The sequence below is a fragment of the Lentzea sp. NPDC051213 genome (assembly GCF_044455585.1).
Lineage (GTDB): Bacteria > Actinomycetota > Actinomycetes > Mycobacteriales > Pseudonocardiaceae > Lentzea.
Window position 1 is genome coordinate 120,582 of sequence record NZ_JBITEX010000011.1, and the last position, 22,806, is coordinate 143,387.

Below are 22,806 nucleotides of genomic sequence, written 5' to 3' on the forward strand. Positions count from 1 at the left end.
CGTGCGCCTATTCGGCGGTTCTCTCTAGAGATCTTTACGGCAATCGTGTGATTATCAGACCGTTATCTAGCCGTAGTCACTACATGGCGTGGCAGGATTCCGGGGCCGGTCTGCGGGAAGATCGGCTGGGTTGCCGGGAGGCAGTGCGTGGCGTTGTGGACCGTGCACGGGGACGGTCGGATTACCGACAGTGAAACCGTTGCGCCGCAGGAGCGGGTGAGCTGGCCGCTCACCATCGGGTTCGGTGTGCAGCACCTCGTCGCCATGTTCGGCGCAACGGTGCTCGTGCCCACCGCCACCGGTCTGCCCGTTGCCACCACGCTGATGTTCTCCGGTCTGGGCACGCTGCTGTTCCTGGTGATCACCAAGAACCGCGTCCCGAGCTACCTGGGCTCGTCCTTCGCCTTCGTCGCACCGCTGGTCGCCGCCCGTGAACAGGGCATCGCGGCCCAGCTCGGCGGTGTGGTCGCCGCGGGCCTGCTGGTGATCGTCGTCGGCATCGCGGTCAAGGCGCTCGGCGTGCGGCTGCTGGAGTCGGTCATGCCGCCGGTCGTCACCGGCGCCGTCGTGATCATCATCGGTCTGAACCTCTCGAACCAGGCCACCGCGAACTTCGCCGAGCAGCCCCTGCTGGCCGCTCTGACGACCGTGGTGATCCTGGTGGCCGGCGTGCTGGGCCGCGGCTTGGTATTCCGGTTCTCGGTCCTGATCGGCTTCGTGGCGGTCTGGATGGGCGGTCTGGCGTTCGGCGCCGTGCCCGCGGACCGGCTCGCGGCGCTGCGGAACGCCCCGTGGGTGGGCCTGCCGACGTTGTACCAGCCCGAACTCCGGCCGTCCGTGGTGCTGCTGATGCTGCCGGTGGTGATCGTCCTGGTGGCCGAGGTCGTCGGGCACGTGAAGGCCGTCGCCGCACTGACCGGCCGCAACCTCGACGGCAGCGCCGGCGACGCGATCATCGCGAACGGCCTGTCGACCGCCCTGTCCGGCCTGGGCGGCGGCGTCGGAACGACGACGTACTCAGAGAACATCGGCGTCATGGCCGTGAACCGCGTGTTCTCGACCGCGGCGTTCGCGTTCGCCGGTGTGTTCGCCGTCGCGCTGGCGTTCTCCCCGAAGGCCATCGCGCTGTTCGGCACCATCCCGCAGGGCGTCCTCGGCGGCTGCACGCTGGTGCTGTACGGCCTGATCGTGCTGGTCGGCGTCCGGATCTGGATGGACCGCGGGGTCGACCTGACCAACCCGGCGAACGCGATGGTCGGCGGCGCGGCGCTGGTGGCCGGTGTCGGCGACCTGACCATCAAGATCGGCGACCTGCAGATGGGCGGCATGGTGTGGGGCTCGCTGCTCGTCGTGATCCTGCATCCGGTGATGCGCTGGCTCCGGGCTGCGCGGCGTAACTGACCATCACACCTTTGTGTGGTTTTGCTCCCTCCACATCGGACCGATCCAATTTCCGGTCCACGGAGGGAGATTCACCATGGTCGCCGCGTACTACGTGGTGTTGTTCATGGCCTGCGTCATCATCGCGGGCAGTCTGATCGCGTCCCGCATCCGACTGCTGCGCCACCGCCGATGACGTCACTGACGTCACTGACGTGGCTGATGGTGCCGCTGGCGATGATCGGCGTGGTGCGCGTGTGCGTCGTTCTGGTGGCGGCCGACCTCTACGACCTCTCGTTGTATCGCGCGCGTTCAGTTCCTTACACGCCAACGGTTTGGGTGGTCATCCCGGCCTACAACGAGGAGCTGTGCGTCGGGCGGGCGGTCCGGTCCGTTTTGGACAGTTCCTACGCCGACGTGTCCGTGATCGTCGTCGACGACGGCTCCACCGACGGCACGGTGACCGCGTTGCAGGGCTTCGGCTCACGTGTTCGTGTTGTCTCGCAACCGAACGCGGGCAAGGCTGCGGCGATCAACGCCGGCATGCACCTGGTCGGCGACGGCCTCGTGATGGTGCTGGACGCCGACTCGACGTTGTCGCGTTCGGCGGTCGCCCGCATGGTCGCGCACTTCGCCGACCCGGTGGTGCTAGCCGCTGCGGCGAACGTGAAGATCTGCGGCCAGCGCGGCGTGCTGGGGTGGGTGCAGCGGCTGGAGTACGCCGTCGTGCACCGGCTGAAGCAGGGCTACACGGTGTTCAACTGCGAGTACGTGATCGGTGGTGTCGGCTCGATGTTCCGCACGTCGATCGTGCGGGCGTGCGGCTACTTCGACACCGACACGATGACCGAGGACATCGACTTCTCGATGAAGATCCTGTCCCTGCACGGCAACTACGACTGGCGCATCATCTTCGCGGCCGACGCCATCGCCTACACCCAGGCCGTGCCGTCGTTGCGCGGCCTGCTGAAGCAACGGTTCCGGTGGAAGTTCGGGCGCCTGCAGGCGTTCTACAAGCACCGCTCGTTGTTCTTCGGCACGTCCTGCTCACGCCTGCTCTCGTGGCTGCACCTGCCGTACACGGCGGCGGGGGAGGTGCTCGTGCTGTTCGAGCCCCTCTTCGTGTACGTGGTCATCAGCGCGACGCTCCAGACGGGCTGGTTCACCGGCATCCTCTTGCTGTGCGCGGTCTACACGGGCGTAGCGGTGTTCACCGTCGTAGGCGACCTCACCGAGCCGTGGCGCGCCAAGGCCGCGTTGCTCGCCCTCGCGCCGTTGGCCTACCCGCTGCTGATGGTGATCGTGTTCGTGGACCTCGTAGCGGTCCTGCGTTCACTGCTGACCGTGCTGCGCGGCTACCGCCCGGCAGGCCGCTGGGAACACGTCGAGCGCACGCTCACCTCAGCGCCCGGTTGATCCTCGAGACCAGCCCCGGCCCCTCGTAGATGAACCCGGTGTAGATCTGCACGAGGCTCGCGCCGGCATCGATCATCCGCTTCGCGTCGTCCGCCGAGGCGATGCCGCCGACCCCGATGACCGGCAGCTCGCTGGTGCGGGTGATGAACCGCACCACCTCGTTCGCCCGCTGGGTGAGCGGCTTGCCGCTGAGTCCGCCGGTCTCGTTCTGGTGTGGGCTCCTGAGGTTGTCACGGCCGAGAGTGGTGTTCGTGGCGATGAGGCCCTTGATGCCGTTGTCCAGGCACACCTGGATGACCTCGGTGATGGCGTCCTCGGTGAGGTCCGGCGCGATCTTGACGAGCATCGGCTTGTCCGTGGCGGCGGTCAGCGCCTGGACGAGCTCGGTGAGCGCACCCTTGTCCTGCAGGCTGCGCAGCCCCGGCGTGTTGGGGGAGCTGACGTTGATCGCGTAGTAGTCGCCGTGGTCCTTCAGGGCGTCCAGCGAGTTCAGGTAGTCCTGGACCGCGTCCTCGACCGGCGTGACCTTGGACTTGCCGAGACTGATGCCCAGCGGCGCCTTCAAGGGCGTCTTGGCGAGCTTGGCGGCCAGCGCCTGCGCCCCGGCGTTGTTGAAACCCATCCGGTTGATGATCGCTTCGTCTTCCCTGAGCCGGAACAGCCGCGGCTTCGGGTTGCCGGGCTGCGCGTGCCAGGTGACCGTGCCGACCTCGACGAACCCGAACCCGAGCGCGGCCCACGCCGGCAGCGCGCGCCCGTCCTTGTCCAGGCCAGCCGCGAGCCCGACGGGGTTGGGGAACGTGACGCCGAAGACGGTGCGCGGGTTGTTCTGGTTGCGCGCGAACTTGGCCAGCGGGCTGAGCCGGGCCATGGCGTTGAGCGTGGTCTCGTGGACCCGCTCCGCGTCGCCGCCGTGCATTCCGAACAACGCCCTGCGAACCACCTGCTTGTAGACCACGGGGGCAGCCTATAACGCCAGCTCAGCCGTGCTGGACAGGGCTGCTCGCCAGGCGGCGTCGCAGCTGCGACAGGTCGGCGTTCCGCCGTAGGGTGATGTTGTGGAGTCGACCTGGACAGACGTCTCGGCGCCTTACCTGACGCCGCGTACCGGCCCCCGGTCCGATGCCTGGGCAGAGGAGGCAGCTGCTCAAGGACGCCGCGGCACCCAGAAGTTGCGGGAGGTCGGGGAGGTCCTCCCACCCAGCGACGTCGCACGCGCCCTAGGTCTCGGTGATGGTGAGTCGGCCATCGTGCGACGTCGCACGATGTTTCTCGATGACCAGCCGTTCGAGCTGACCGACTCCTACTACCCGCTGGCTGTCGCGAGCGGCACTCCGCTCGCCGAGCCGAGGAAGGTCCGAGGTGGTGCACCGACTGTCCTAGCCAACCTCGGACGGCGTCCGCATCGGATCCGCGAGGACGTGTCGACCCGCCCTGCCACCGACGAGGAACGTGTGTTGCTCGAACTGGACGACATGCAGTGGGTCCTGATCCTCTTCCGCACGGCGATGGCTGAAGATGGAACGCCGATCGAGGTCAGCGTGATGACCATGGTGCCGACCAACCGGCGCCTGACCTACGAGCTGAACCTGTGGCGGGCGGGGGTACCTAATTACGCGCTTGCATGACCTCGCGGAGGAAGCGCGCGCACTGCTCGCAGGCGGAGCGACGCCGCAAGAGGCGTTCATCGCGCTGTGGCGGCCACACAGGCCCTACTACGACGTGACGCTGGCTGTCTGCGTGGCGGTGGGCAACCCGGTCGAGAATGCGATCAGACGCCTCGAGCCGAAGGTCGCCTGGGCTGACGAGCCGGAAGCAGGTGACATCGGCCTTTGGGTCGAGGTCCTGGAGACCGCCGGATACTTCGACCTGCACGTCGACCTGTCCGCTGAGCAGCAGCTGATCGCGGCGGAGCTGCGGCGGGGTTTCCAAGAGCTGTTGCCGATGCCGTCCGGACTGGCCCACCACTTCGTGCGGCTGATGGAAGCAGGCCACCTCGACGAGGCGCGACAGGAACTCGAAGAGCTGCGCAACCGGCGTCGCTAGAGCGGCTTGGGCACCTTGATGGTCGCCTGCTCATCCAGCGGCACAGTCGGCTTGGTCCGGAAAGTCACCGGCAACGACCGCAGCCCCCTGCTGCCCAGCGAAACCCGCCACCCCAACGGCTGCGAGGTGTCCAGCGCCAACCCCGAACACCGAGCCAGCAGCGTCCGGAACGCGATCTCCCCCTCCAGCCGCGCCAGAGGCGCCCCGAGGCAGAAGTGGATGCCGTGCCCGAACGCGAGGTGCTGCCGATCCGCCCGCTCGATGTTGAGCTGGTCCGCCCGCGGGTACCGCGCGCTGTCGTGCTCGGCGGAGGCGATGGACAGCAGCACGACGTCGCCGGCCGGGATCTGCACGCCGCCGATTGTGACCGGCTGCGCGGCGAACCGCAGCAGGTGCGAGGTCGGGCCGTCGAACCGCAGGAACTCCTCGATGGCGCCGGGCAGCAGCGTTGACGAGCGCTGCAGCAGTTCGAGCTGTTCCGGGTGGCGCAGCAACGCCAGCGCACCGTTGCCGACCAGGTCGACCGCGGTCGTGTAGCCGGCCACGAGCAGCAGGAACGCCAGCGAGGCGAGCTCGCGGTCGGTCAGCGCCACCTCGCCCTGCAGGCGGGCCAGCGCGCCGATCAGGTCGTCGTCGCCGGACGTCCGCTTGTGCGCCACGAGGTCGCGCAGGTAGCCGGAGGCCTCCTCGCGGGCCGAGGACGCGTCGCCGTCGGCCAGGCCGGTGACCACGTCCGACCAGTACCGGAAGTTCTCCTGGTCGACGCCGGGCACGCCGAGCAACTCCATGATCACGGTGATCGGCAGCGGTGCCGCGAAGTCCGAGATGAGGTCGCACTGCCCCGCGTCGGTGAAGGCGTCGGCCAGTGACGACGCGAGTTGCTCGATGCGGGGGCGCAGCGCGGCGATGCGGCGTGGGGTTAGTTCGCTCGACACCGCACGTCGCAGCCGGGTGTGGTCGGGGCCGTCGCTGTTCATCATGTGGTGCGACAGGTCGCCGAACCACCAGGAGGCGAAGTGTGGATGCCCGCGCAGGGGTTCGGCGAGTGCGGAGCCGTGTGAGGACAGCACTGGGTTGTCCAACGCGGCGCGCACGTCGGGGTAGCGGGTCACGAGCCACATCGGCACGCCGAAGGTCTCGACCCGGTGCACGGGGCCTGCTTCGCGCAGGCTCTTCAGCACCGCGTACGGGTCATCGGTGAAGCCGGGGCGCAGGGCATCCAGATTGACCGCCATATGCGAGGACACGGCTCCGTGAGCGTCGCGGTTCAACCGGACTGGCATTTTGGGCAGAAGTACACAAATCTGGTGTCAATCTCGTCCGATCGGACTCTTGTGCCGCACCGCAAACAGGGTTTGCCGGTGCGCTCGTAAACGTAGTGCTGAACGCGCCGGTCGCCCGTCGTGATCTGTTCCGGCCGCCACTGGTTCGCCTGCAACAGCTTGCGCGACAACGCGACTGCCCGCGCGGCGTTCACAGATGACACCGATGTCGTGGGCAGAACGCCCAGCAGGAAACAAACTTCCGCGCGGTAGAGGTTTCCGACACCGGCCATGATCCGCTGATCCAACAATGCGAGTCCGATAGGCCGCGACGGATCGGCAGTCAACCGCCGAACGGCCTCAGCGGCGTCGAATTCCGGTGCCAGCAGATCAGGTCCGAGATGCGAGATCAATCGATCTTCGTGCTCGGTCGGAATGAACTCCATGTCGTGCAACGCGAATCCGATGGCCTGCCGATCGTCCACCTCGAAGACCGCACGGGCCTGGTGCGCGGGACGACGCCAGCGCTCGCCGGGGCGGTAGAGGTGCCACGCGCCGTCCATCCGGAAGTGGCTGCGCAGGCTGTTGCCGTCGGAGAACCGGGTGAACATGTGCTTGCCGTACGTGCGGACACCGGCCACGTCCAGACCCGCCAGGTCCAGTGTGGACAGTCGAGGGTGGCGCAGCTCGCCGCGCCGCAGCGTCTTCCCGGCCAGCGCCTCGTGCATCCGGTGGCCGGCCAGGAAAACGGTGTCACCCTCAGGCATCCACCGCCTCTTGGATCTCGTCGTCGTCGAAGTCGTGGTGCACGGCCCGGCGCCGGCTGCGGGAGATGCGCTGGATGCGGGCGAGCAGCAGGTTGAAGGCGAGCGCGACCTCACGGGCGCCCGGCGTGCCCCACTCGTGGATCGGCATGCACGCGCCCTGCGCCTGCTGCACCGCGAGCCGGTCCGGCAGCGCCACCGGCATCACCAGCGGGCCGAAGATGTCGCGCAGCTCGTCGATGCGGAACTGGTGCTCGTGCGACCGCGGCCGCACCCGGTTCACCACGACGCCCAGCGGCTGCAGGTCGGCGTTGTTGTGCTCCCGCTCGTTCTGCACCGCCTCGAACGCCCGCTGAACGCCCGCCACGGCGAACATCGTCGGTTCGGTGACCAGCAGCGCGCGGTCCGCCGCGACGAGCGCGGAGCGGGTCAGCTGGCCGAGTGACGGCGGGCAGTCGAGCAGCACCAGCTGGTACGGGAACTCGTCGTACATCTCCCGCAACGTGCGCAGGGCGTCCTTGAGCCGGTGCAGCCGGGACTCGTTCGGATCAGGGTGGTTGAGCAGCTCCGCGTCCTCCGACCCGGACAGCACGTCGATGCCGTCGCCCCACTTGCTCGGGCGAATCGCCTGCTCGACGTTCTCCTCGGAGGGGTCTTGCAGGACGTCGTAGATGCTCGCCTTGGACTCCTCTGGCTCCAGCGTCGACGTGGCGTTGCACTGCGGATCGAGGTCGATCACCAGCGTGCGAACACCACGGCGGAGAGCGGCAGAGGCCAGGCCGAGGACCACCGTCGTCTTGCCGACGCCTCCCTTGAGGCTGAGCACGGACACCGTATGCACGGACCTACTCTAGGGTCTCCTACTCTTATTGCCATGCGACCGGACGCCGTACACAGGGTGCTCGACGCCGAACTGGCTGCTGCACGTCAGCGCAGGGGTGGTGAGCCACCGCGCGTGCTCGACGTCGGCGGTGGCAGCGGCGTGTGGGCCGTACCCCTCGCCGCCGCGGGTTGTGTGGTCACGGTCGTCGAGCCGTCGCCGAACGCCCTGGCCACCCTGAACACCCGTGCGCGCGAGGCCGGCGTCACGATCAACGCGGTCCAGGGCGACACGGACGCGTTGGGCGTTCCCGCTGGTGAGGCCGATCTGGTGCTCGCGCACGGCCTGCTGGAGGTCGTGGACGACGCACCGGCCGCGTTGAGCGCGCTGGCCGCGGCCGTGACGCCGGGCGGCGCGGTGTCCGTGCTGGTGGCGAACCGGTTCGCGGCGATCCTGCACCGCGCGATCGCCGGTCGTATCGTGGACGCGCGGCGGTTGCTGGACGACGACGCGGGCCAACTGGCAGGCACGCGTGATCCGCTGCAGCGCCGCTTCGACGTCCCAGGACTTGAGAAGCTGGTCCTGGAGGCGGGGCTTTCTGTCGAGCTCCTGCAAGGTCATGGCATCGTTTCGGATCTCGTGCCCGGCGTGGTGCTGGACACGAACCCCGGTGCCGCCGAGGCACTCGCCGAGCTGGAACTGGCCGCCGCGACGCGGTCTCCCCTGCGCGACGTGGCCGCCCGGTTGCACGTGCTGGCCCGCCGTACCGCCTGAAAAGCCGCCTGAAAGCGTTTGCATTAGGGACGTTTGTGCCCCTGATGAGTGGTCCCAAACGATTTTGCGGCGAAAGATAGAGTCTCCGCTGCCGACGTAGGGACCAACGCCATGGAAAGTTCGGACCTGCTGGCCTCGTTGGTGAACGAGGCCGTCGCGGGTGACCGGCGCGCCGTCGAACGGCTGCTGGCCTCCGTCCGGCCGCTCGTCTCGCGGTACTGCCGCGCGCGCGTCGGACGCAACGAACGGGCGTACGCGTCAGCGGACGACGTCGCGCAGGAGGTCTGCCTCGCGGTGCTGACGGCGTTGCCCACCTACCGCGAGCAGGGCCGGCCGTTCCTGGCGTTCGTCTACGGCATCGCCGCGCACAAGGTCGCGGACGCGCACCGGGTGTCCGCGCGCAACCGCTCCGAGCCGGTCGCCGAGGTGCCGGACGGGCCGTCGCAGGCCGTCGATCCGGAGGCGTACGCGCTGCTCGGGTCGCTCTCGGTGCGGCTGGGCCGGTTGCTGGAGGGGCTGCCGGACAAGCAGCGCGAGATCTTGCTGCTGCGCGTCGTGGTCGGTCTATCGGCGGAGGAGACGGCCGAGGCGGTCGGCTCGACGCCGGGGGCCGTGCGGGTGGCTCAGCACCGGGCGCTGGCGAAGCTGCGGTCGTCCGTGGGGGTCGAGGAGCTGATTTGACCGGCGCCTTCTACGACGGACTGGCCGGGACGTACGACCTGATGTTCCCGGACTGGGACGCGTCGATGGCGCGGCAGGCGGCGCAGCTCGCGGAGTTCATCCCGGCCGGCGCGCGCGTTCTGGACTGTGCGTGTGGCATCGGTACGCAGGCGATCGGTCTGGCGATGCGCGGCTATGAGGTCGTCGGCACCGATCTGAGCCCCATGGCGGCCTCTCGGGCCGTTGCCGAGGCGTCTGCGCGTGGCGTCTCGTTGCCCGTGTCGGCGGCGGACATGCGCTCGCTGCCGTTCGCCGACGATTCGTTCGACGTCGTGCTCGCCGCGGACAACGCACTGCCGCATCTGCTGACCTCGGATGACTTCATGAGGGCGCTGAGAGAGATGCGGCGCGTGCTGCGGCCCGGTGGCCGGCTCATCATCTCGACCCGCGACTACGACACCCTGCGCCGCGAACGGCCGTTGTCGACGCCACCGTCGGTCGGTCCAGGCCGCGTCGTGTGGTTCCAGCTCTGGCACTGGGACGGCGATCAGTACGAGTTGGAGATGTTCCGGCTGCACGAGGCGGACTCGTGGAGGGTCGTCGTGGGTAAGGCACGATATTGGGCGATTACCCGTCACGAAGTCACCGAATTGGTGGAACGCGCTGGTTTCGGTTACTCGGAGTGGTTGCTCCACGCCTATTACCAACCGCTGATGGTTGCTGCAAACGGGTGACGTTCGAAAGTCACCCCTACTTTCCGCATAAGAAGTGACGTGTCGCACGTCTCCTCTCCGGGACGTCAAAGAGGGGACGCTTCGGATGGAGAGTTCGGCTTTATCCGCGGAACTGGTGAGCCTGGCCGTGCGCGGTGACCACAGGGCTACTGACCAGCTAATTCGCCACCTGCGACCGCTGGTGGTGAAGTACTGTCGTGCGCGCGTAGGGCGTTCCGCGACAACCGCGGACGACGTCGCCCAGGACGTCTGTCTGGCCGTGCTGACGGCCCTGCCGAACTACCGCGAGCAGGGCAGGCCCTTCCTCGCTTTCGTCTACGGCATCGCCGCGCACAAGGTGGCAGATGCACACCGTGCCTCCGCTCGTAACCGTGCGGAGCCAACGGCAGACGTTCCGGACGGTCCGTCCCGGCTCGACGGACCCGAGGAGTTCGTCCTCCAGGACGAGCTTTCCGGGACCATGGGCAAGCTGCTGCGGCTGCTGCCCGACAAGCAGCGCGAGATCTTGGTGCTGCGCGTGGTGGTGGGTCTGTCGGCGGAGGAGACCGCCGAGGCCGTCGGCTCGACGCCGGGCGCTGTGCGCGTTGCTCAGCACCGTGCTCTCGGACGTTTGCGCAAAGAGATCGCCGCGGCGAGTGTTCCGATCGGGTGAACTTCGTTTGGGTGCGTGGGTTAAGCGCCTTCGTGCGACATACCTAATGGCAGAACGACCAAACGCCTACGTTGGGAACCGAGTCCATGCCGATCGAGCGCACGCCGTCTGTTGCGGACGTCGTTCGGCATTTCCACGCGCTCGCCGCCGACCGGCTGCGCATGGACGAGGTGTTCGTCGGGTTCTTCCGCGAGTCTGGGCTGGTAGGGCCGGTCTGGGACGAGTACCTTCGTCGGCTTCTCGGGTATGGACTGACGATTGTTACAAGCCTTGTTCGTTCCGGTTCCATGTTCGCCCGTTGCGGGCAGCACGGCCATCACCTGCACCAGCAGACGGTGCCACCCGACGAGGTCGGTGAGCTGGCGAACGAGGCCGTGTGGGAGGGCTTCGTCTACTTCCGCGACAACGGTCTGATCGGCAAGCGGTGGTCCGTCGAGCACGGTCAGCCGCTGAACGAGTACTTCGTCAACGCGTGCGTGCTCGCGTTCCCCAACGTCTACCGACGCTGGCAGACGCGCGTCAACGGCTGGCGCGACGTGCAGCTGATGGACTCGTGGTCGCGGCTCCAGCAGATCGAGGCCACCGGAGCGCCTGAGGACATCGTCGTGGCGCGGGCCGCGGTGGACGCGGTGTTCGCCGAGCTGAGCGAGGACAGCCGCACGCTGCTTTTCCTGCACGACCAGAACTACTCGCATGCGGAGATCGCCGAGCTGATGCGGCTCACGCCCCGTGGTGTCGAGGCACGACTCCGGCGCGCACGTCTTGCCGCGCGCAGGCACACGGACAGGGAACGGTGATCTGCGTGGAGTTCTCAGTCGGTCTGCACCGCAAGGTCCCCGAGCACGCCATCGGTTCGTCGTCGGTCGGTGGAGAAGGTGCCGCCGGGCTCGCCGGCCGTGCGGACGGGGGCTCGGTCTTGGCGCTCGTCGACCGGGCCGCGCGCCTGCCGGGTGGGGAGACCCCGGTGGATCCGCCGCGGGCGCCGCTCGCGACCGACGAGACGCTCACGGGGGCGCTGGCGGGGGAGAGGCAGGCGATCGCGCGTCTGCTCGCGTCGATCAGGCCGTCGATCGTGCGGTACTGCCGGGCGCGGGTCGGGCATGGAGAGCGTTCGTACGCGTCTGCCGATGACGTCGCACAGGAGGTCTGCCTGGCCGTGCTGCGGGCGTTGCCGTCCTACCGTGACCAGGGTCGGCCGTTCCTCGCGTTCGTCTACGGCATCGCCGCGCACAAGGTGGCGGACGCGCACCGCATGGCGCAGCGCAACCGCGCGGAACCGGTGTCCGAGCTGCCCGAGTCGGTGGACGTCTCGGCGGGACCTGAGCAGCGGGCCATGCAGGTCGAGCTCTCTCAAGAGATGGCGACGCTTCTGCGCGTGCTGCCCGAGAAGCAGCGCGAGATCCTGGTGCTGCGTGTGGTGGTGGGATTGTCGGCGGAGGAGACGGCCGAGGCGGTGGGCTCCACGCCCGGTGCCGTGCGGGTCGCTCAGCACCGGGCGCTGACCCGGCTGCGCAAGACGATCAGTGACGCCAGCGAGTGATGTTGGCGATGCCCTGAGGGCTCGCGTCCTTGTACCGCTCCATTTCCCCGCGCCGCACGTCGGCGATCGTGCCCGCGAGCTCCTTGCCGAACGCCTCGGTGAGCACGGCGTCCTTCTCGAACTCCTCGACCGCTTCCTTGAGCGACGTGGGCAGCCGCGGCACGTCGTCGAGCAGTGCCGGGTCGACGTTGAGGCCCTCCGGCAGGCTCGTCTGGGCGGCGATGCCGTCCAGGCCCGCCGCGATGACGCCCGCGACGACGAGATACGGGTTCGCGGTCAGGTCGAAGCACTTGATCTCCAGGTTGTCCTGGATCAGGCGCAGCGATGTCTCGCGGTTCTCCTCGCCCCACGCCACGAACGGTGCTGACCACGTGTGCGGAACAAGCCTGAGGTAGCTCGCGAGAGAGGGGCAGCCGATCGCGCACAACGCGCGGATGTGGCTCAGGACGCCCGCGGTGAACTGCTTCGCCTCGTCCTGGAACCCGGCGAACAGGTTCGTGTCGCCGCGCCAGATGCTCACGTGCAGGTGGCCGCCGTTGCCGACGCCGCCGTTGACCACCTTCGGGGAGAACGACGGGCGCAGGCCGTGCCGGATCGTGACGGCGCGGATGGTCTCCCTGACCAGCACCGACGTGTCGGCTGCGGCGACCGGGGCCTCGGGTGCGGTGGAGATCTCGAACTGACCGGCGGCGTACTCCGGGTGGAACTGGAGCACCTCGACGTCCTGCTGGTCCAGGGCGTTGAGGAGGTCGACGCAGTAGTCGGACAGCTCGACCTGGCGGGCGTGCCCGTAGGCGGCGCCGCTCGTCGCGGGGACCCAGTCGTCGGTGTCGGGCTTGCCGACGCACCACTCGATCTCGAAGCCGGCCTTGGCGGTGAGGCCCTGCGCGGCGAGGTTCTCCTGGGCCTTGTGGGCCTGGAGGCGCTGGTCCATCGGGTAGGGGACGCCGCTCTGGTAGTGGCGGTCGGCGGGCGCCCAGGCCCAGCCCGGCTGGCCGGCGAGCACCGTGAGGCGGTCGAGGTCGGGGTGCAGCCGCAGGTCGCCGACCGGGCCGCCGGCGAACCGGCCCTGGATGATCCAGTCGTCGAACAGGAAGACGTCGAACACCGGTGACGCGCCCACGCCGTGTGCTGCCGCGTGCGCCAGTCTGCGCAGAGGCACGGACTTGGTGCGTGTGATGCCGCTGTTGTCCACCCAGGTGAGCGCCACGACGCTCACGTTCCTGGCGTTCAGCCCGTCGAAGAGTTCTGTCGCCCGGTCGAACCGCTGGTCCCGTTCCGCAGAGTCCACGATCCTAAGGTTATGGGCATTCTGCCGTTCGTCGCCGAACTCGGGCTGATAGATCACCACTGCCACGGCGTGTTGCGCACCGACAGCACACGTGAGGAGTTCGAGTCGTTGCTGCTGGAGGCCGACGCGGTCTCACCACTGGGCGGGTCGTTCTTCGACTCGGCGGTCGGGTTCGCGGTGCGGCGATGGTGTGCTCCGCTGCTGGACCTGCCCCGGCACGCGACGCCGGAGGCGTACCTCGAACGGCGGAACTCGCTGCACATCACCGAGGTGTCGCGGACGTTCCTGATGGCGTCCGGGATCCACACGTTCCTGGTGGACGGCGGGTTCCAGCCTGATCGGCTGTTGTCGGCGGAGGAGCTGACGTCGCTGGCCGGGGCTGTTGCGCACTCGATCGTGCGGCTGGAGCACCTGGCGGAGGAGCTACGTCCTTCGGTGTCTCCTGCCGAGTTCGCCGACGCGGTGCGGTCGCGGCTGGCTTCTTGCGGTGCCGTTGGGGCGAAATCCATTGCGGCGTACCGGGTGGGGCTCTCGTTGCCGGGTTCGCGACCCTCTGATGCGGAGGTCGAGCGGGCGGTGTCGGCCTGGTCGGGGCGGTTGGCCGACCCGGTGGTGATCTCGTTCCTGGCGTGGGAGGCGTTGGACGCCGGTCTGCCGTTGCAGTTCCACGTGGGCTACGGCGACTCGGACATCGATCTGCACCGTTGCGATCCGTCGTTGTTGACGCCGTTCCTGCGCGCGACGGCTTCTCTTGGCGTGCCGGTGCTCTTGTTGCACAACTACCCGTTCCACCGGCAGGCCGGGTACCTCGCTCAGGTGTTCCCGCACGTGTTCTGCGACCTCGGGCTCACGACGCACGGGCTGGGGCATCAGGCGCCGCGCGTGCTGGCTGAGGCGCTGGAGATCGTGCCGTACGGGAAGTTCCTGTTCTCGTCCGACGCGTTCGGCCTGCCTGAGTTGTACTACCTCGGCGCGTTGCTGTTCCGGCGCGCGTTGTCGGACTTCCTGTCCGATGGGCTGCGCCGCGACGCGTTTCTCGAGGACGACGCGCACCGGATCGCGCGACTCATCGCGTCGGAGAACGCCGCGCGTGTGTACAAACTGTAGACTGCTAGAACAGGTGTTCGAGAAGGGGTGTTCATGGGTCGCAGTGCGAACCTGCCACGCGGCCTGCGCGACCGGTTCCGTGCTCGTGACGGCGTCTGGCCGGACGACACGGGCTGCCGGATGCTGCACGTGGACATGGACGCCTTCTACGCGTCGGTGGAGATCCGCGAACGCCCAGAGCTCGCTTCTGTACCCGTCGTAGTAGGTGGTGTCGGCGGGCGCGGTGTCGTGTGTTCGGCCAACTACCTCGCCCGCGAATACGGCGTGCGGTCCGCGATGCCGACCGCGCACGCCCGCCGGCTGATCCCGAACGCCGTGTACCTGCCGCCGCAGTTCGACCTCTACCAGGAGGTGTCGCGCGGGGTCATGGCGATCTTCCGCGACATCACCCCCTTGGTGGAGCCGCTCTCGCTGGACGAGGCGTTCCTGGACGTCGGCGGCGCGCTTCGCCGCCTCGGTCTCACGCCGGGCGGCGTGGGCGAGTTGATCAGGTCAAGGGTGTTCGCCGATCACGGCGTCAGCTGCTCGGTGGGTGTGGCGTCGACGAAGTTCCTCGCCAAGCTCGCCTCTGGCATGTGCAAGCCCGACGGCATGATGGTCGTGCCTGCTGCTGCGACGCTGGACTTCCTGCACCCGCTGCCCGTCTCGGCATTGTGGGGCGTGGGCGCGAAAACCGCTGCACGCCTTGAAGAAAAGGGTCTGGCAACGGTCGCCGACGTGGCCGCGGTGCCTCTGCCGCGGTTGCGCAAGATGATCGGCGTGGCCCTGGCCGAGCACTTGTTCGCCTTGGCGCAGGGCGTCGACGACCGCGCGGTGGTGCCCGTGACGCGGGAGAAGTCGATCGGCGCCGAGGAGACCTTCGAGGCCGACCACCACGACCGCGCGCTGCTGCGCCGCGAGTTGCTGCGCCTGTCCGAGCGCACGGCAGGTTCGTTGCGCCTGAAGGGTTTGCGCGGCCGCACGGTGTCCATCAAGGTCCGCTTCTCCGACTTCACGACGATCACCCGCTCGCGCACCCTCCCGGCGGCGACCGACGTGACCCAGGAGATCTACCGCGTCGCAACCGAGCTTCTCGACACCCAGGTCCCGCCCGGCGCGGTCCGCCTGATCGGCGTCCGGCTAGAGGGCCTTGACAACGCCGACTCCGCCGAACAACTGATCTTCGCCGCCCCCGAGAACGGCTGGCGCGAAGCCGATCAAGCCGCTGACCAGGCCCGTTCCCGCTTCGGCTCACTAGCCGTGCGCCCAGCCTCCCTGCTCAGCAACAGTCCAGAAAGGACAGCGGAGTTCGAACCGAAGCCCGAGTGATCGCGAGTTGTCCACAACCCGTGAGTTATCCACAGCTTCCGTTCCACCCGCTTCCCGCCCACCCCCACCAGGTGCACCCTGAACCCATGCGCCACCCCATCGACCTGGAAGCACTCGGCACCCTGTTCCTGCACCGCGTGGTCCCAGTGGCAGCCCTGCTCCACATAGGACTCCCGGTTCGCCTCATCAAGTCGCGCTGCCACCCCGGCGGCCCGTGGCAGAGCCCGTTCCCCGGCATCCTGCTGCTCGGGAGCAAAGACCCGCCCCCGCGCGAACAATTGGTGCAGGCAGCCCTCATGTACGCGGGCAAGGGCGCCATGCTGACCGCCTTCGACGCCCTCTACCTGCACGGCATGAAGGCCGCGGTCCCACGCCCCGGCGCGATCCACGTGCTGGCCCCGCGCACGGCCCGCCGAGGCTTCGGCCACCTGTACCTGGAGACCACCGAACGCCTGCCCAAACCGGTGCTGCGCAGGGGCTTCCACATCGCCCCGCTGGAACGCGCCGCCATCGACGCGGTCCGCCGCACCAAGTCGATGGCCGAGATCGAGGCCATCCTGGAGGAAGCACGCCACTACGTAGGGCTCCCGGCCTTGCGTGACGAACTGGCCCTGGCGCCGCCCAGGGGTACCGCTCACGCTCGCAAGGTTCTGGGCGAATCGCCTGCCCGGCAGCTGGAACGAGCTGTGCGGGAACGCCGCCCGCTGGCTCTGCCGCCGGCCCGCGTGCCGCTGGCGATCGGCTGATCCTGTTGCCCTGCACCGGCAACCTGCTTCATGGGCGCGACGGCCGCTCCGGTGCTGGCTCGTCTTGACGGGGCGGAGCCTTGCTGCCCAATGCGGCCGTCGTCCACCGCCCGCGCCCCTGACCGCTGCCGCCAGCCCAACGGCCGACAACGGCCGCACCCGAACCGCTCTGGCTGAACGCAACCGGCGGCCGCCACCGCACCGGCACTCACGAACCACCTGTCCGCCAACGACCGACGCACCTGACGACCGCTGACGCATGACCTCCAGGAAGGGAGCCGCCCCAACCCCTACCGAGCGGGAGCCTTGACTCCCTTGCCCTTGCCGAGAGCCTTGACCGCAGTCCCGCGCAAACTCAAGAACGTGAGCCGAGGGTCCCCGTAGTAATCCCAAGGCCCGGCATCCGCCAAAGCCCCCAAAGCCCGGAACTGCCCAACAGCCTCTTCGAACCGCTCCAACTCGATCAACGCATAGGCGGCGTACCCGCGGTCATCCCGAACCGAGTAGGTGTCCGCACCCTGATCGGCCAGCCGCTCCAGCAATGCATCAAGCGCACCAACGACCTGCGGCGACTTCCACATGTCCGGGTCGGTGCTCTGTGCCTCGTAGGCGGCCTGCAACGGCAGGCCGAGGAACTTCGGCGACTTGGCCGCGGCCTCCAGCGCGAAGGCCAACGCCTCCTCGTTGGAGCCGTGCCACTTGCGGCACCAGTACTGCAGAGCCTGCGCGTGTCCGTTGTGGTGCAACGGGTCGCGGGCCATCAGCTCGTTCCAGATGGCCCGGAAGTCGTCGTGGTCCATCTGCAGGCCGCGGGCGAGCGTCAGCATGGTGTTCCACGGCGTCGGGTCCTCGGGCAGCACGGCGGCTGCCGCGCCCGCGGCCTCGCGGGCCTCGAACAGCACGCGGTGGAAGTTCTCGAACTGCTCGCGGGTGGTCTCGGAAGCCGAAGCGCTGCCGCGGATGTCCCAGGCCAGGGCCACGAGCGACATCGCGTGGACCACGAGCCAGTGCGGGTCGGCGGGGCGGGCGGCCTGCCAGGCGGCGAGCCACGCGTCGTCCTTCGCGGCGAGGTCGGCGAGGGCCCACGTCACGCGCTGGCGGCGGTCCCAGTCGCCGTAGGAGGCGGCGGCCAGGTCGGCGGCGTTCTCCCAGTTGCCGGCGCGGACGTCGTCCTTCACGGCGGCCAGGGCGAGGTCCTCGATCGGCGTCTTCGTGGTCACCTCGGCGTCGGGGACCAGGCCGTAGCGCTCGGGGTGGGTCTTGGGCAGCACGTGGGCTGCCACGACCTCCGGCGGGAGGTCGTCGATCTCGACGCCGAGGCGCTTGGCCTCGCGCATCAGGCGGATGACGGTGAGGAGTTCCTTGGGCTTGAAGAGAAGTGAGAGCACCACGGGTCTTCTCCAGTTCAGTGCGCGGGGCGGTAGTCGGGGGCGACACCGGCTACGGCCAGCGCGGTGCGCAGGCCTGAAGTGCTGCCGTGGTCGGCGACCGCGGCTTCCAGGTGATCGGCCATGTCGAAGTCGTGAGAGGAGGTGACGAACGTGGTTCGTCCCAGCCAGTCCAGCTCCCAGTGAGCGAGGCCGGCGTCGGAGAACGCCAGCGCCACCAGGGCGGAGAGTTCGGGCAGCACCTCGCCGCGAGCCATTTCGCGGCGGGCACGTGCCCCTGCCTGCTGGTTGCCCGGCTCGTAGGAGCCCAGGTCGGCGAGCTTGCCGGCGTCGAGGGCGGCTAGCACGGTCGTCAATGACGGCGGCTGGTCCATCGCCTCGGCGGCCGCGTTCAGGAGGCGTTCGGTGCCGTGCACCACGCGGGCGCGGGCGCCGATGTGGCTGAGCGTGGCCCAGTCGACGCGTTCCTTGGCAGCGGCGTCGGACACCAGGGTGTTGAGCACGGCGGCGTCCAGCAGGGGCATCGGGTCGGCGAGCAGCTCCAGCGCGGGCCGGTCGCCCCAGCCCGACTCTGGCTCGGCGTTGAGGGCCTCGATCGCGGCGATGCGGTCCTGCAGCGGCGGGTGCGAGTCGTACGGGCCGCGGTCCGGGTCGGACGGGTGCTGGCGGATCTCCTCCAGCTTCTCGTGCAGCTCCGGGGAGGTGCGCAGGCGGGCGAAGCCGTCGAAGAACGTCGTGGGGAGGTAGCCGAGTTCCCACGCGACGGTCAGGTGGCGCTCGGTGAAGAGGTCCCACGCGGCGTCGATCACCGGCAGTTCGCGCAGCGCCGACGCGGCGGCCGACGAACCGGCGAGCGTGGCGGAGAAGCGGTCGGCGGCGAACTCCTGGCGCCGGCTGATCGCCTGGGAGACACGGAGGTACAGCTTGGCGTAGGCCAGGAAGAGCTTGGCGATCATGCGCTGGAACCAGTGCTCGGCGTCCATGTGCGAACCGGCGCGGAGCATGGCGTTGCGGCCGGAGACGACGACGCCGGCCAGGCGCGTGTCCTTGTTGGCGTAGTGGCCCAGCTCGTGGGCGAGCACGGCGATGAGCTGCTTCTCGGTCAAGGAGGTGAGCAGAGGAGCGCCGATGAACATCCTGCGCTTCAGCACGCGCAGACCCAGGAAGCGGGTGTCCTCGGCGACGCCGGCGTTCACCGCGGCGAGGATCCGGATCTCGTCCGGCGGGCGGGTGCCGACGTCCTGCGCCAGGCGGCGGACGAGGTCCCAGAGTGCTGGCTGGTCCGCGGGCGTGACGAGGGTGCCGGGCACCTCGTCCTGCGTGCGGCGCTCCAGCGAGATCAGGCCCTTGGCCAGGGCGAACACCACCGGCACGACGAACAGCGCGAGCTTCAGGCCGACGAACGGCCGGTTGATCAGGGCGTACGTCTCCAGCGCGAGGAGCCCGCCGATCAGCCCGAAGGCGAGCACGTAGAAGCCGACGAGCAGCGCCACAGCGATGGCAGCACGAATCGAAACACGCATCAGTAAAGCGACCTTCCCCCAGTGCCGCGGGCATACGGCGGCAGAAAGGAGTGTGCATCAAGGACGGTCACGACTCAACGTCGAAACAACGGCGGGTATGTCAACCAGTCGATCGGCCACTCCCCGTACCTCTGCGGGATGACATCCGGATCGGCAGCTCTGGCCTTCAGTCGGAGGCGGCGTGACGCACGGTGTCCGTACGGTCACTCGGGCCGCCTCATCGAGCACTGGAGGACCTAGTGAGAGCAGGACAGCGAGGTGCCCGTCGGGGGATCACCGCGCTTGCGTTGTCGGCAGGCCTCGTCACCACGACGGCGGCCGTCGCACATGCGCAGGAGCCGGAACGGCCGGCGGGAGAGCGTGACCACAGCGTCACGCTGATCACCGGTGACCGGGTGGACCTGGCCGGCGGCCGGGTCGTCCGGTACGTGCCTGGACCGGGCCGCGGCAAGCTCGCGGTGCGGACCTACACGCAGAACGGGCATCAGCACGTCGTGCCCGCGGACGCGATGCAGTTGGTGGCCGGTGGAAAGCTCGACCCGCGACTGTTCGACGTGACGTCGCTGATCGAGTTCGGCTACGACGACGCGCGCCGCACCACGGTGCCGGTGATCGTGCGGCCGGCGGCGGGCGCACGATCGAACGGCGTCACTGCGTTGGGCGCCAAGGGGTCTGTGGCCGACCTGGTCACGGGCACGGCCGAGAAGTCGGGCAGCGCGTGGGAGGCGCTGCGCGGCGGCGCGGTCGAGAAGGTGTGGCTCGACGGCGTCCGCGAGGTGACGCTCGACCGCAGCACCAAGCAGATCGGTGCGCCCGAGGCGTGGCAGGCCGGGGTCACCGGCAAGGGCGTGAAGGTCGCCGTCCTCGACACAGGCGTCGACGAGAAGCACCCGGACCTGCAGGGCAGGCAGGTCGCCGAGAAGAACTTCACCACCTCGCCGGACAACACCGACGAGGTCGGCCACGGCACGCACGTCGCGTCGACGATCGCCAGCAAGGGCGAGACGTACCGCGGTGTCGCGCCGGATGCCGACATTCTCGACGGCAAGGTGTGTCAGCCGGGAGGCTGCACCGAGTCGGCGATCCTCGGCGGCATGCAGTGGGCGGCGGAGCAGGGCGCGCACGTCATCAACATGAGCCTGGGCGGCGGGGACACCCCCGACATCGACCCGATCGAGGAGGCCGTCAACCGGATCTCCCGTGACACCGGGGCGTTGTTCGTGATCGCGGCGGGCAACTCGGGACGGCCGGAGACCATCGGCTCGCCGGGTAGCGCGGAGTCCGCGCTGACCGTTGGTGCCGTGGACCGCAACGACGGCATCGCGCCGTTCTCCAGCCGCGGCCCGGCCGCGGACGGTGCGGTGAAGCCGGACGTGACCGCGCCCGGCGTCGACATCGTGGCGGCCGAGGCCGGTACGCAGGGCCACGTCGCGATGTCCGGCACGTCGATGGCGACCCCGCACGTCGCGGGCGTTGTCGCGCTGCTCAAGCAGCAGCACCCGGAGTGGACCGGCGCGCGGCTCAAGGCGACCGTGATGGCGTCGGCGAAGGCCAACCCGGCGCTGAAGCCGTTTGACCAGGGCACGGGCCGGGTGGACGTGCCGAAGATGCTGGCGCAGCAGGTGATCGCGGAGCCGGCCAACATCAACTTCGGTGTCCAGCAGTGGCCGCACGACGACGACCAGAAGGTCGTCCGCGAGGTCACCTACCGCAACGCGGGCAAGGAACCCCTGACGCTCGACCTGAGCGTCGACGTGACCGGACCGGACGGCAAGCCCTCGCCCGCCGGTCTGTTCGCCGTGTCCCCGGCCAAGCTCACCGTCCCCGCCGGCGGCGAGGCCAAGGCCACGATCACCGCCGACACCAAGGTGAACGCGCCCGACGGTGCCTACACCGGTGCGCTCGTCGCGTCGAATGGCACGCGCACGTTGATCAGTGTCAACCGCGAGGTCGAGAGCTACGACATCGGCGTCACGGTGCTCGACGGCGACGGCAACCCGGCGGCGCAGCACGGCACGTCCTTCCTCAACACCAAGACAGGCAAGGGATACTCGGCGCAGGCCAAGACCGTCCGGCTGCCCAAGGGCGAGTACATCCTGGACAGTGCCGTGCTCACGCCGGACAACAAGGTGCTGTTCCAGGTGCAGCCCAAGTTCGTGGTGTCCGGCCAGGTATCGGTCACCGTCGACGCGCGCAAGGCCAAGCCGGTGGCGCTGAAGACACCCGACGCCGGGGCCAAGGGCATGATCGGCACCGTCTCGTACACCACCCTGGTGGCCGGCAGGCCTTCCAGCTCCGGCTGGGCGTTCTTCGACGGCCTCGCGGGCAAGGCGTACACGGCCCAGATCGGTCCGGACGTGCCGGGCCTCACGACGACGATCGCCGATCAGTTCCAGGGCACGCCGCGCGACGAGAAGACACCGGTCAGCTATCGATTGATGTACACCGAGAAGAACTTCCCGACCGGCTACGAGCGCGCGGCCAAGGCGAACGAACTCGCCGAGGTGTCGAGCAAGTTCCGCGCGGCCGGCGAGGGCTACCGGCACAGCATCGCCGTGATGCCGAACCCGACCGATGGCAGCGGTGGCTGGGGCTGGTTCGCCCAGGTGCCCGACAACGGTCACGCCGTCGACTACGTGACGACCACCGGCGGCAAGTGGAGCTGGGTCTACGACCGCACCACGCCGGACAACGCCAACGAGTACTCGGCCGAGACCCCGTCGCGCTCCTTCAAGGGAGGCAAGAAGTACGCGCAGACCTTCGGCGCGGCGATCCTCGGCCCGTCCGTGCCGGACGCGCCCGGCTTCGGCCTCGCGCGGCTCGAGGACCAGATCGGCGTGCGGGTCCCGCTCTTCACCGACAGCAACGGTGGTGAGGGCAGGGCCGGCACCGGAACCGCGAAGACCTCGTTGTTCCACAACGGCACCAAGGTCGGCGAGTCGGACCGCCCGTTCGGGATCTTCGACGTCCCGGCAGCGGAAGGCTCGTACCGGGCCGAGATGGAGCACAGCCGCGCGGCGGAGGTGTCCACGAAGGTCAGCGGTGCCTGGACGTTCAAGGCCAAGCACACGACCGACATCACGCACCTGCCGCTCTCGGTGGTCCGGTTCCTGCCCAAGCTCGACGACAAGGACACCGCGCACGGCCGTGTGCTCGTCGTCCCGCTGAAGGTCGAGCAGCAGGCGAACACGCCGAAGGTCAAGCGCGTCACCGTCGAGGTGTCGTTCGACGACGGCGCGACCTGGAAGCAGGTGCCGGTGTCCGGCGGTAAAGCGGTCGTGCAGCACCAGAAGGACGCGAAGTTCGCTTCGCTGCGGGCCAAGACCACGGACGCGGCGGGCAACACCGGTGAGGTGACGATCATCCGCGCCTACAAGATCGCGGCCTGACCAACG

Annotated in this window: 21 protein-coding genes; 14 read left to right on the forward strand and 7 right to left on the reverse strand. The window is 68.8% G+C overall.

From position 1 onward, the window contains the following. Positions 1–216 precede the first annotated feature (216 nt). Together ACIA8G_RS38895 and ACIA8G_RS38900 are read left to right on the forward strand one after the other, a co-directional pair. Positions 217–1,401 (forward strand): uracil-xanthine permease family protein, encoded by a 1,185-nt coding sequence (locus ACIA8G_RS38895; RefSeq protein ID WP_396423785.1) that lies wholly within the window; start codon positions 217–219, stop codon positions 1,399–1,401. A 171-nt stretch (positions 1,402–1,572) separates the two neighbouring features. Beyond that, positions 1,573–2,796 carry a glycosyltransferase gene (locus tag ACIA8G_RS38900; protein WP_396423786.1) on the forward strand — a complete coding sequence of 408 codons (1,224 nt, stop codon included), beginning with the start codon at positions 1,573–1,575 and terminating at the stop codon, positions 2,794–2,796. Here ACIA8G_RS38900 and ACIA8G_RS38905 read toward each other — a convergent pair. Then, complete coding sequence (locus tag ACIA8G_RS38905; RefSeq protein WP_396423787.1) at positions 2,777–3,754, reverse strand: quinone-dependent dihydroorotate dehydrogenase; 978 nt, start codon at positions 3,752–3,754, stop codon at positions 2,777–2,779. The genes ACIA8G_RS38900 and ACIA8G_RS38905 overlap by 20 nt on opposite strands. Before the next feature lie 100 nt (positions 3,755–3,854). Here ACIA8G_RS38905 and ACIA8G_RS38910 point away from each other — a divergent pair, with 100 nt between their 5' ends. After that, positions 3,855–4,424, forward strand: a complete 570-nt coding sequence (locus ACIA8G_RS38910; RefSeq protein ID WP_396423788.1) for a GntR family transcriptional regulator — start codon at positions 3,855–3,857, stop codon at positions 4,422–4,424. Continuing rightward, positions 4,417–4,842 (forward strand): hypothetical protein, encoded by a 426-nt coding sequence (locus tag ACIA8G_RS38915; RefSeq protein WP_396423789.1) that lies wholly within the window; start codon positions 4,417–4,419, stop codon positions 4,840–4,842. Before ACIA8G_RS38910 ends, ACIA8G_RS38915 begins: the two co-directional genes overlap by 8 nt. On the opposite strand, the gene ACIA8G_RS38920 is transcribed toward ACIA8G_RS38915, so the two are convergent. Genes ACIA8G_RS38920 through ACIA8G_RS38930 form a run of 3 tightly spaced genes read right to left on the reverse strand, consistent with a single transcriptional unit; the run spans position 4,839 to position 7,709 of the window. Continuing rightward, entirely contained in the window at positions 4,839–6,077 is a 1,239-nt protein-coding gene (locus tag ACIA8G_RS38920; protein ID WP_396423790.1) for a cytochrome P450, read from the reverse strand. The genes ACIA8G_RS38915 and ACIA8G_RS38920 overlap by 4 nt on opposite strands. Positions 6,078–6,109: 32 nt before the next feature. Continuing rightward, positions 6,110–6,871: an Fpg/Nei family DNA glycosylase gene (locus tag ACIA8G_RS38925; RefSeq protein ID WP_396423791.1), complete on the reverse strand. Its 762-nt coding sequence runs from the start codon at positions 6,869–6,871 to the stop codon at positions 6,110–6,112. After that, on the reverse strand, positions 6,864–7,709 hold the full coding sequence (locus ACIA8G_RS38930) for a ParA family protein (RefSeq protein WP_396423792.1): 846 nt from the start codon (positions 7,707–7,709) through the stop codon (positions 6,864–6,866). The genes ACIA8G_RS38925 and ACIA8G_RS38930 overlap by 8 nt, the downstream gene beginning before the upstream one ends. Positions 7,710–7,742: 33 nt before the next feature. Here ACIA8G_RS38930 and ACIA8G_RS38935 point away from each other — a divergent pair, with 33 nt between their 5' ends. From ACIA8G_RS38935 to ACIA8G_RS38960, 6 genes are all read left to right on the forward strand, one after another. Beyond that, complete coding sequence (locus tag ACIA8G_RS38935) at positions 7,743–8,462, forward strand: class I SAM-dependent methyltransferase (RefSeq protein WP_396423793.1); 720 nt, start codon at positions 7,743–7,745, stop codon at positions 8,460–8,462. Between the two features lie 111 nt (positions 8,463–8,573). Continuing rightward, the gene (locus ACIA8G_RS38940; RefSeq protein ID WP_396423794.1) at positions 8,574–9,143 is read left to right on the forward strand and encodes a sigma-70 family RNA polymerase sigma factor; all 570 of its coding nucleotides are present in this window, start codon (positions 8,574–8,576) and stop codon (positions 9,141–9,143) included. Then, complete coding sequence (locus tag ACIA8G_RS38945; protein WP_396423795.1) at positions 9,140–9,856, forward strand: methyltransferase domain-containing protein; 717 nt, start codon at positions 9,140–9,142, stop codon at positions 9,854–9,856. Before ACIA8G_RS38940 ends, ACIA8G_RS38945 begins: the two co-directional genes overlap by 4 nt. A gap of 85 nt (positions 9,857–9,941) precedes the next feature. After that, positions 9,942–10,508 (forward strand): sigma-70 family RNA polymerase sigma factor, encoded by a 567-nt coding sequence (locus tag ACIA8G_RS38950; protein ID WP_396423796.1) that lies wholly within the window; start codon positions 9,942–9,944, stop codon positions 10,506–10,508. A gap of 86 nt (positions 10,509–10,594) precedes the next feature. Next, complete coding sequence (locus ACIA8G_RS38955; protein ID WP_396423797.1) at positions 10,595–11,305, forward strand: sigma factor-like helix-turn-helix DNA-binding protein; 711 nt, start codon at positions 10,595–10,597, stop codon at positions 11,303–11,305. 167 nt (positions 11,306–11,472) lie between these two features. Beyond that, on the forward strand, positions 11,473–12,048 hold the full coding sequence (locus ACIA8G_RS38960) for a sigma-70 family RNA polymerase sigma factor (RefSeq protein WP_396423969.1): 576 nt from the start codon (positions 11,473–11,475) through the stop codon (positions 12,046–12,048). Here ACIA8G_RS38960 and ACIA8G_RS38965 read toward each other — a convergent pair. Then, positions 12,029–13,339 carry a glutamine synthetase gene (locus ACIA8G_RS38965; protein WP_396423798.1) on the reverse strand — a complete coding sequence of 437 codons (1,311 nt, stop codon included), beginning with the start codon at positions 13,337–13,339 and terminating at the stop codon, positions 12,029–12,031. The two genes, ACIA8G_RS38960 and ACIA8G_RS38965, sit on opposite strands and share 20 nt — an antisense overlap. A gap of 12 nt (positions 13,340–13,351) precedes the next feature. Here ACIA8G_RS38965 and ACIA8G_RS38970 point away from each other — a divergent pair, with 12 nt between their 5' ends. From ACIA8G_RS38970 to ACIA8G_RS38980, 3 genes are all read left to right on the forward strand, one after another. After that, a complete protein-coding gene (locus ACIA8G_RS38970) occupies positions 13,352–14,446 on the forward strand; it encodes an amidohydrolase family protein (RefSeq protein ID WP_396423799.1) in 1,095 nt (364 codons plus the stop codon). Between the two features lie 33 nt (positions 14,447–14,479). After that, complete coding sequence (locus tag ACIA8G_RS38975) at positions 14,480–15,754, forward strand: DNA polymerase IV (protein ID WP_396423800.1); 1,275 nt, start codon at positions 14,480–14,482, stop codon at positions 15,752–15,754. A gap of 86 nt (positions 15,755–15,840) precedes the next feature. Next, the gene (locus ACIA8G_RS38980) at positions 15,841–16,500 is read left to right on the forward strand and encodes a hypothetical protein (protein WP_396423801.1); all 660 of its coding nucleotides are present in this window, start codon (positions 15,841–15,843) and stop codon (positions 16,498–16,500) included. Positions 16,501–16,790: 290 nt separating this feature from the next. Here the strand turns inward: ACIA8G_RS38980 and ACIA8G_RS38985 are convergent, their stop codons facing one another. Continuing rightward, entirely contained in the window at positions 16,791–17,888 is a 1,098-nt protein-coding gene (locus tag ACIA8G_RS38985; protein WP_396423802.1) for a DUF4034 domain-containing protein, read from the reverse strand. Positions 17,889–17,905: 17 nt separating this feature from the next. After that, on the reverse strand, positions 17,906–19,411 hold the full coding sequence (locus ACIA8G_RS38990; RefSeq protein WP_396423803.1) for a M48 family metalloprotease: 1,506 nt from the start codon (positions 19,409–19,411) through the stop codon (positions 17,906–17,908). Positions 19,412–19,650: 239 nt separating this feature from the next. On the opposite strand from ACIA8G_RS38990, the gene ACIA8G_RS38995 reads away from it, so the two are divergent. Next, complete coding sequence (locus ACIA8G_RS38995; RefSeq protein WP_396423804.1) at positions 19,651–22,800, forward strand: S8 family peptidase; 3,150 nt, start codon at positions 19,651–19,653, stop codon at positions 22,798–22,800. Positions 22,801–22,806: the final 6 nt, after the last annotated feature.

Excerpts from the sequence above, each read along its gene's own strand:
- ACIA8G_RS38975 (WP_396423800.1), top strand. The coding sequence starts at position 14,480 with ATGGGTCGCAGTGCGAACCTGCCACGCGGCCTGCGCGACCGGTTCCGT.
- ACIA8G_RS38970 (WP_396423799.1), top strand. The coding sequence starts at position 13,352 with ATGGGCATTCTGCCGTTCGTCGCCGAACTCGGGCTGATAGATCACCAC.
- ACIA8G_RS38920 (WP_396423790.1), bottom strand. The coding sequence starts at position 6,077 with ATGGCGGTCAATCTGGATGCCCTGCGCCCCGGCTTCACCGATGACCCG.
- ACIA8G_RS38990 (WP_396423803.1), bottom strand. The coding sequence starts at position 19,411 with ATGCGTGTTTCGATTCGTGCTGCCATCGCTGTGGCGCTGCTCGTCGGC.
- ACIA8G_RS38935 (WP_396423793.1), top strand. The coding sequence starts at position 7,743 with ATGCGACCGGACGCCGTACACAGGGTGCTCGACGCCGAACTGGCTGCT.
- ACIA8G_RS38900 (WP_396423786.1), top strand. The coding sequence starts at position 1,573 with ATGACGTCACTGACGTCACTGACGTGGCTGATGGTGCCGCTGGCGATG.
- ACIA8G_RS38925 (WP_396423791.1), bottom strand. The coding sequence starts at position 6,871 with ATGCCTGAGGGTGACACCGTTTTCCTGGCCGGCCACCGGATGCACGAG.
- ACIA8G_RS38980 (WP_396423801.1), top strand. The coding sequence starts at position 15,841 with ATGCGCCACCCCATCGACCTGGAAGCACTCGGCACCCTGTTCCTGCAC.
- ACIA8G_RS38940 (WP_396423794.1), top strand. The coding sequence starts at position 8,574 with ATGGAAAGTTCGGACCTGCTGGCCTCGTTGGTGAACGAGGCCGTCGCG.
- ACIA8G_RS38950 (WP_396423796.1), top strand. The coding sequence starts at position 9,942 with ATGGAGAGTTCGGCTTTATCCGCGGAACTGGTGAGCCTGGCCGTGCGC.
- ACIA8G_RS38955 (WP_396423797.1), top strand. The coding sequence starts at position 10,595 with ATGCCGATCGAGCGCACGCCGTCTGTTGCGGACGTCGTTCGGCATTTC.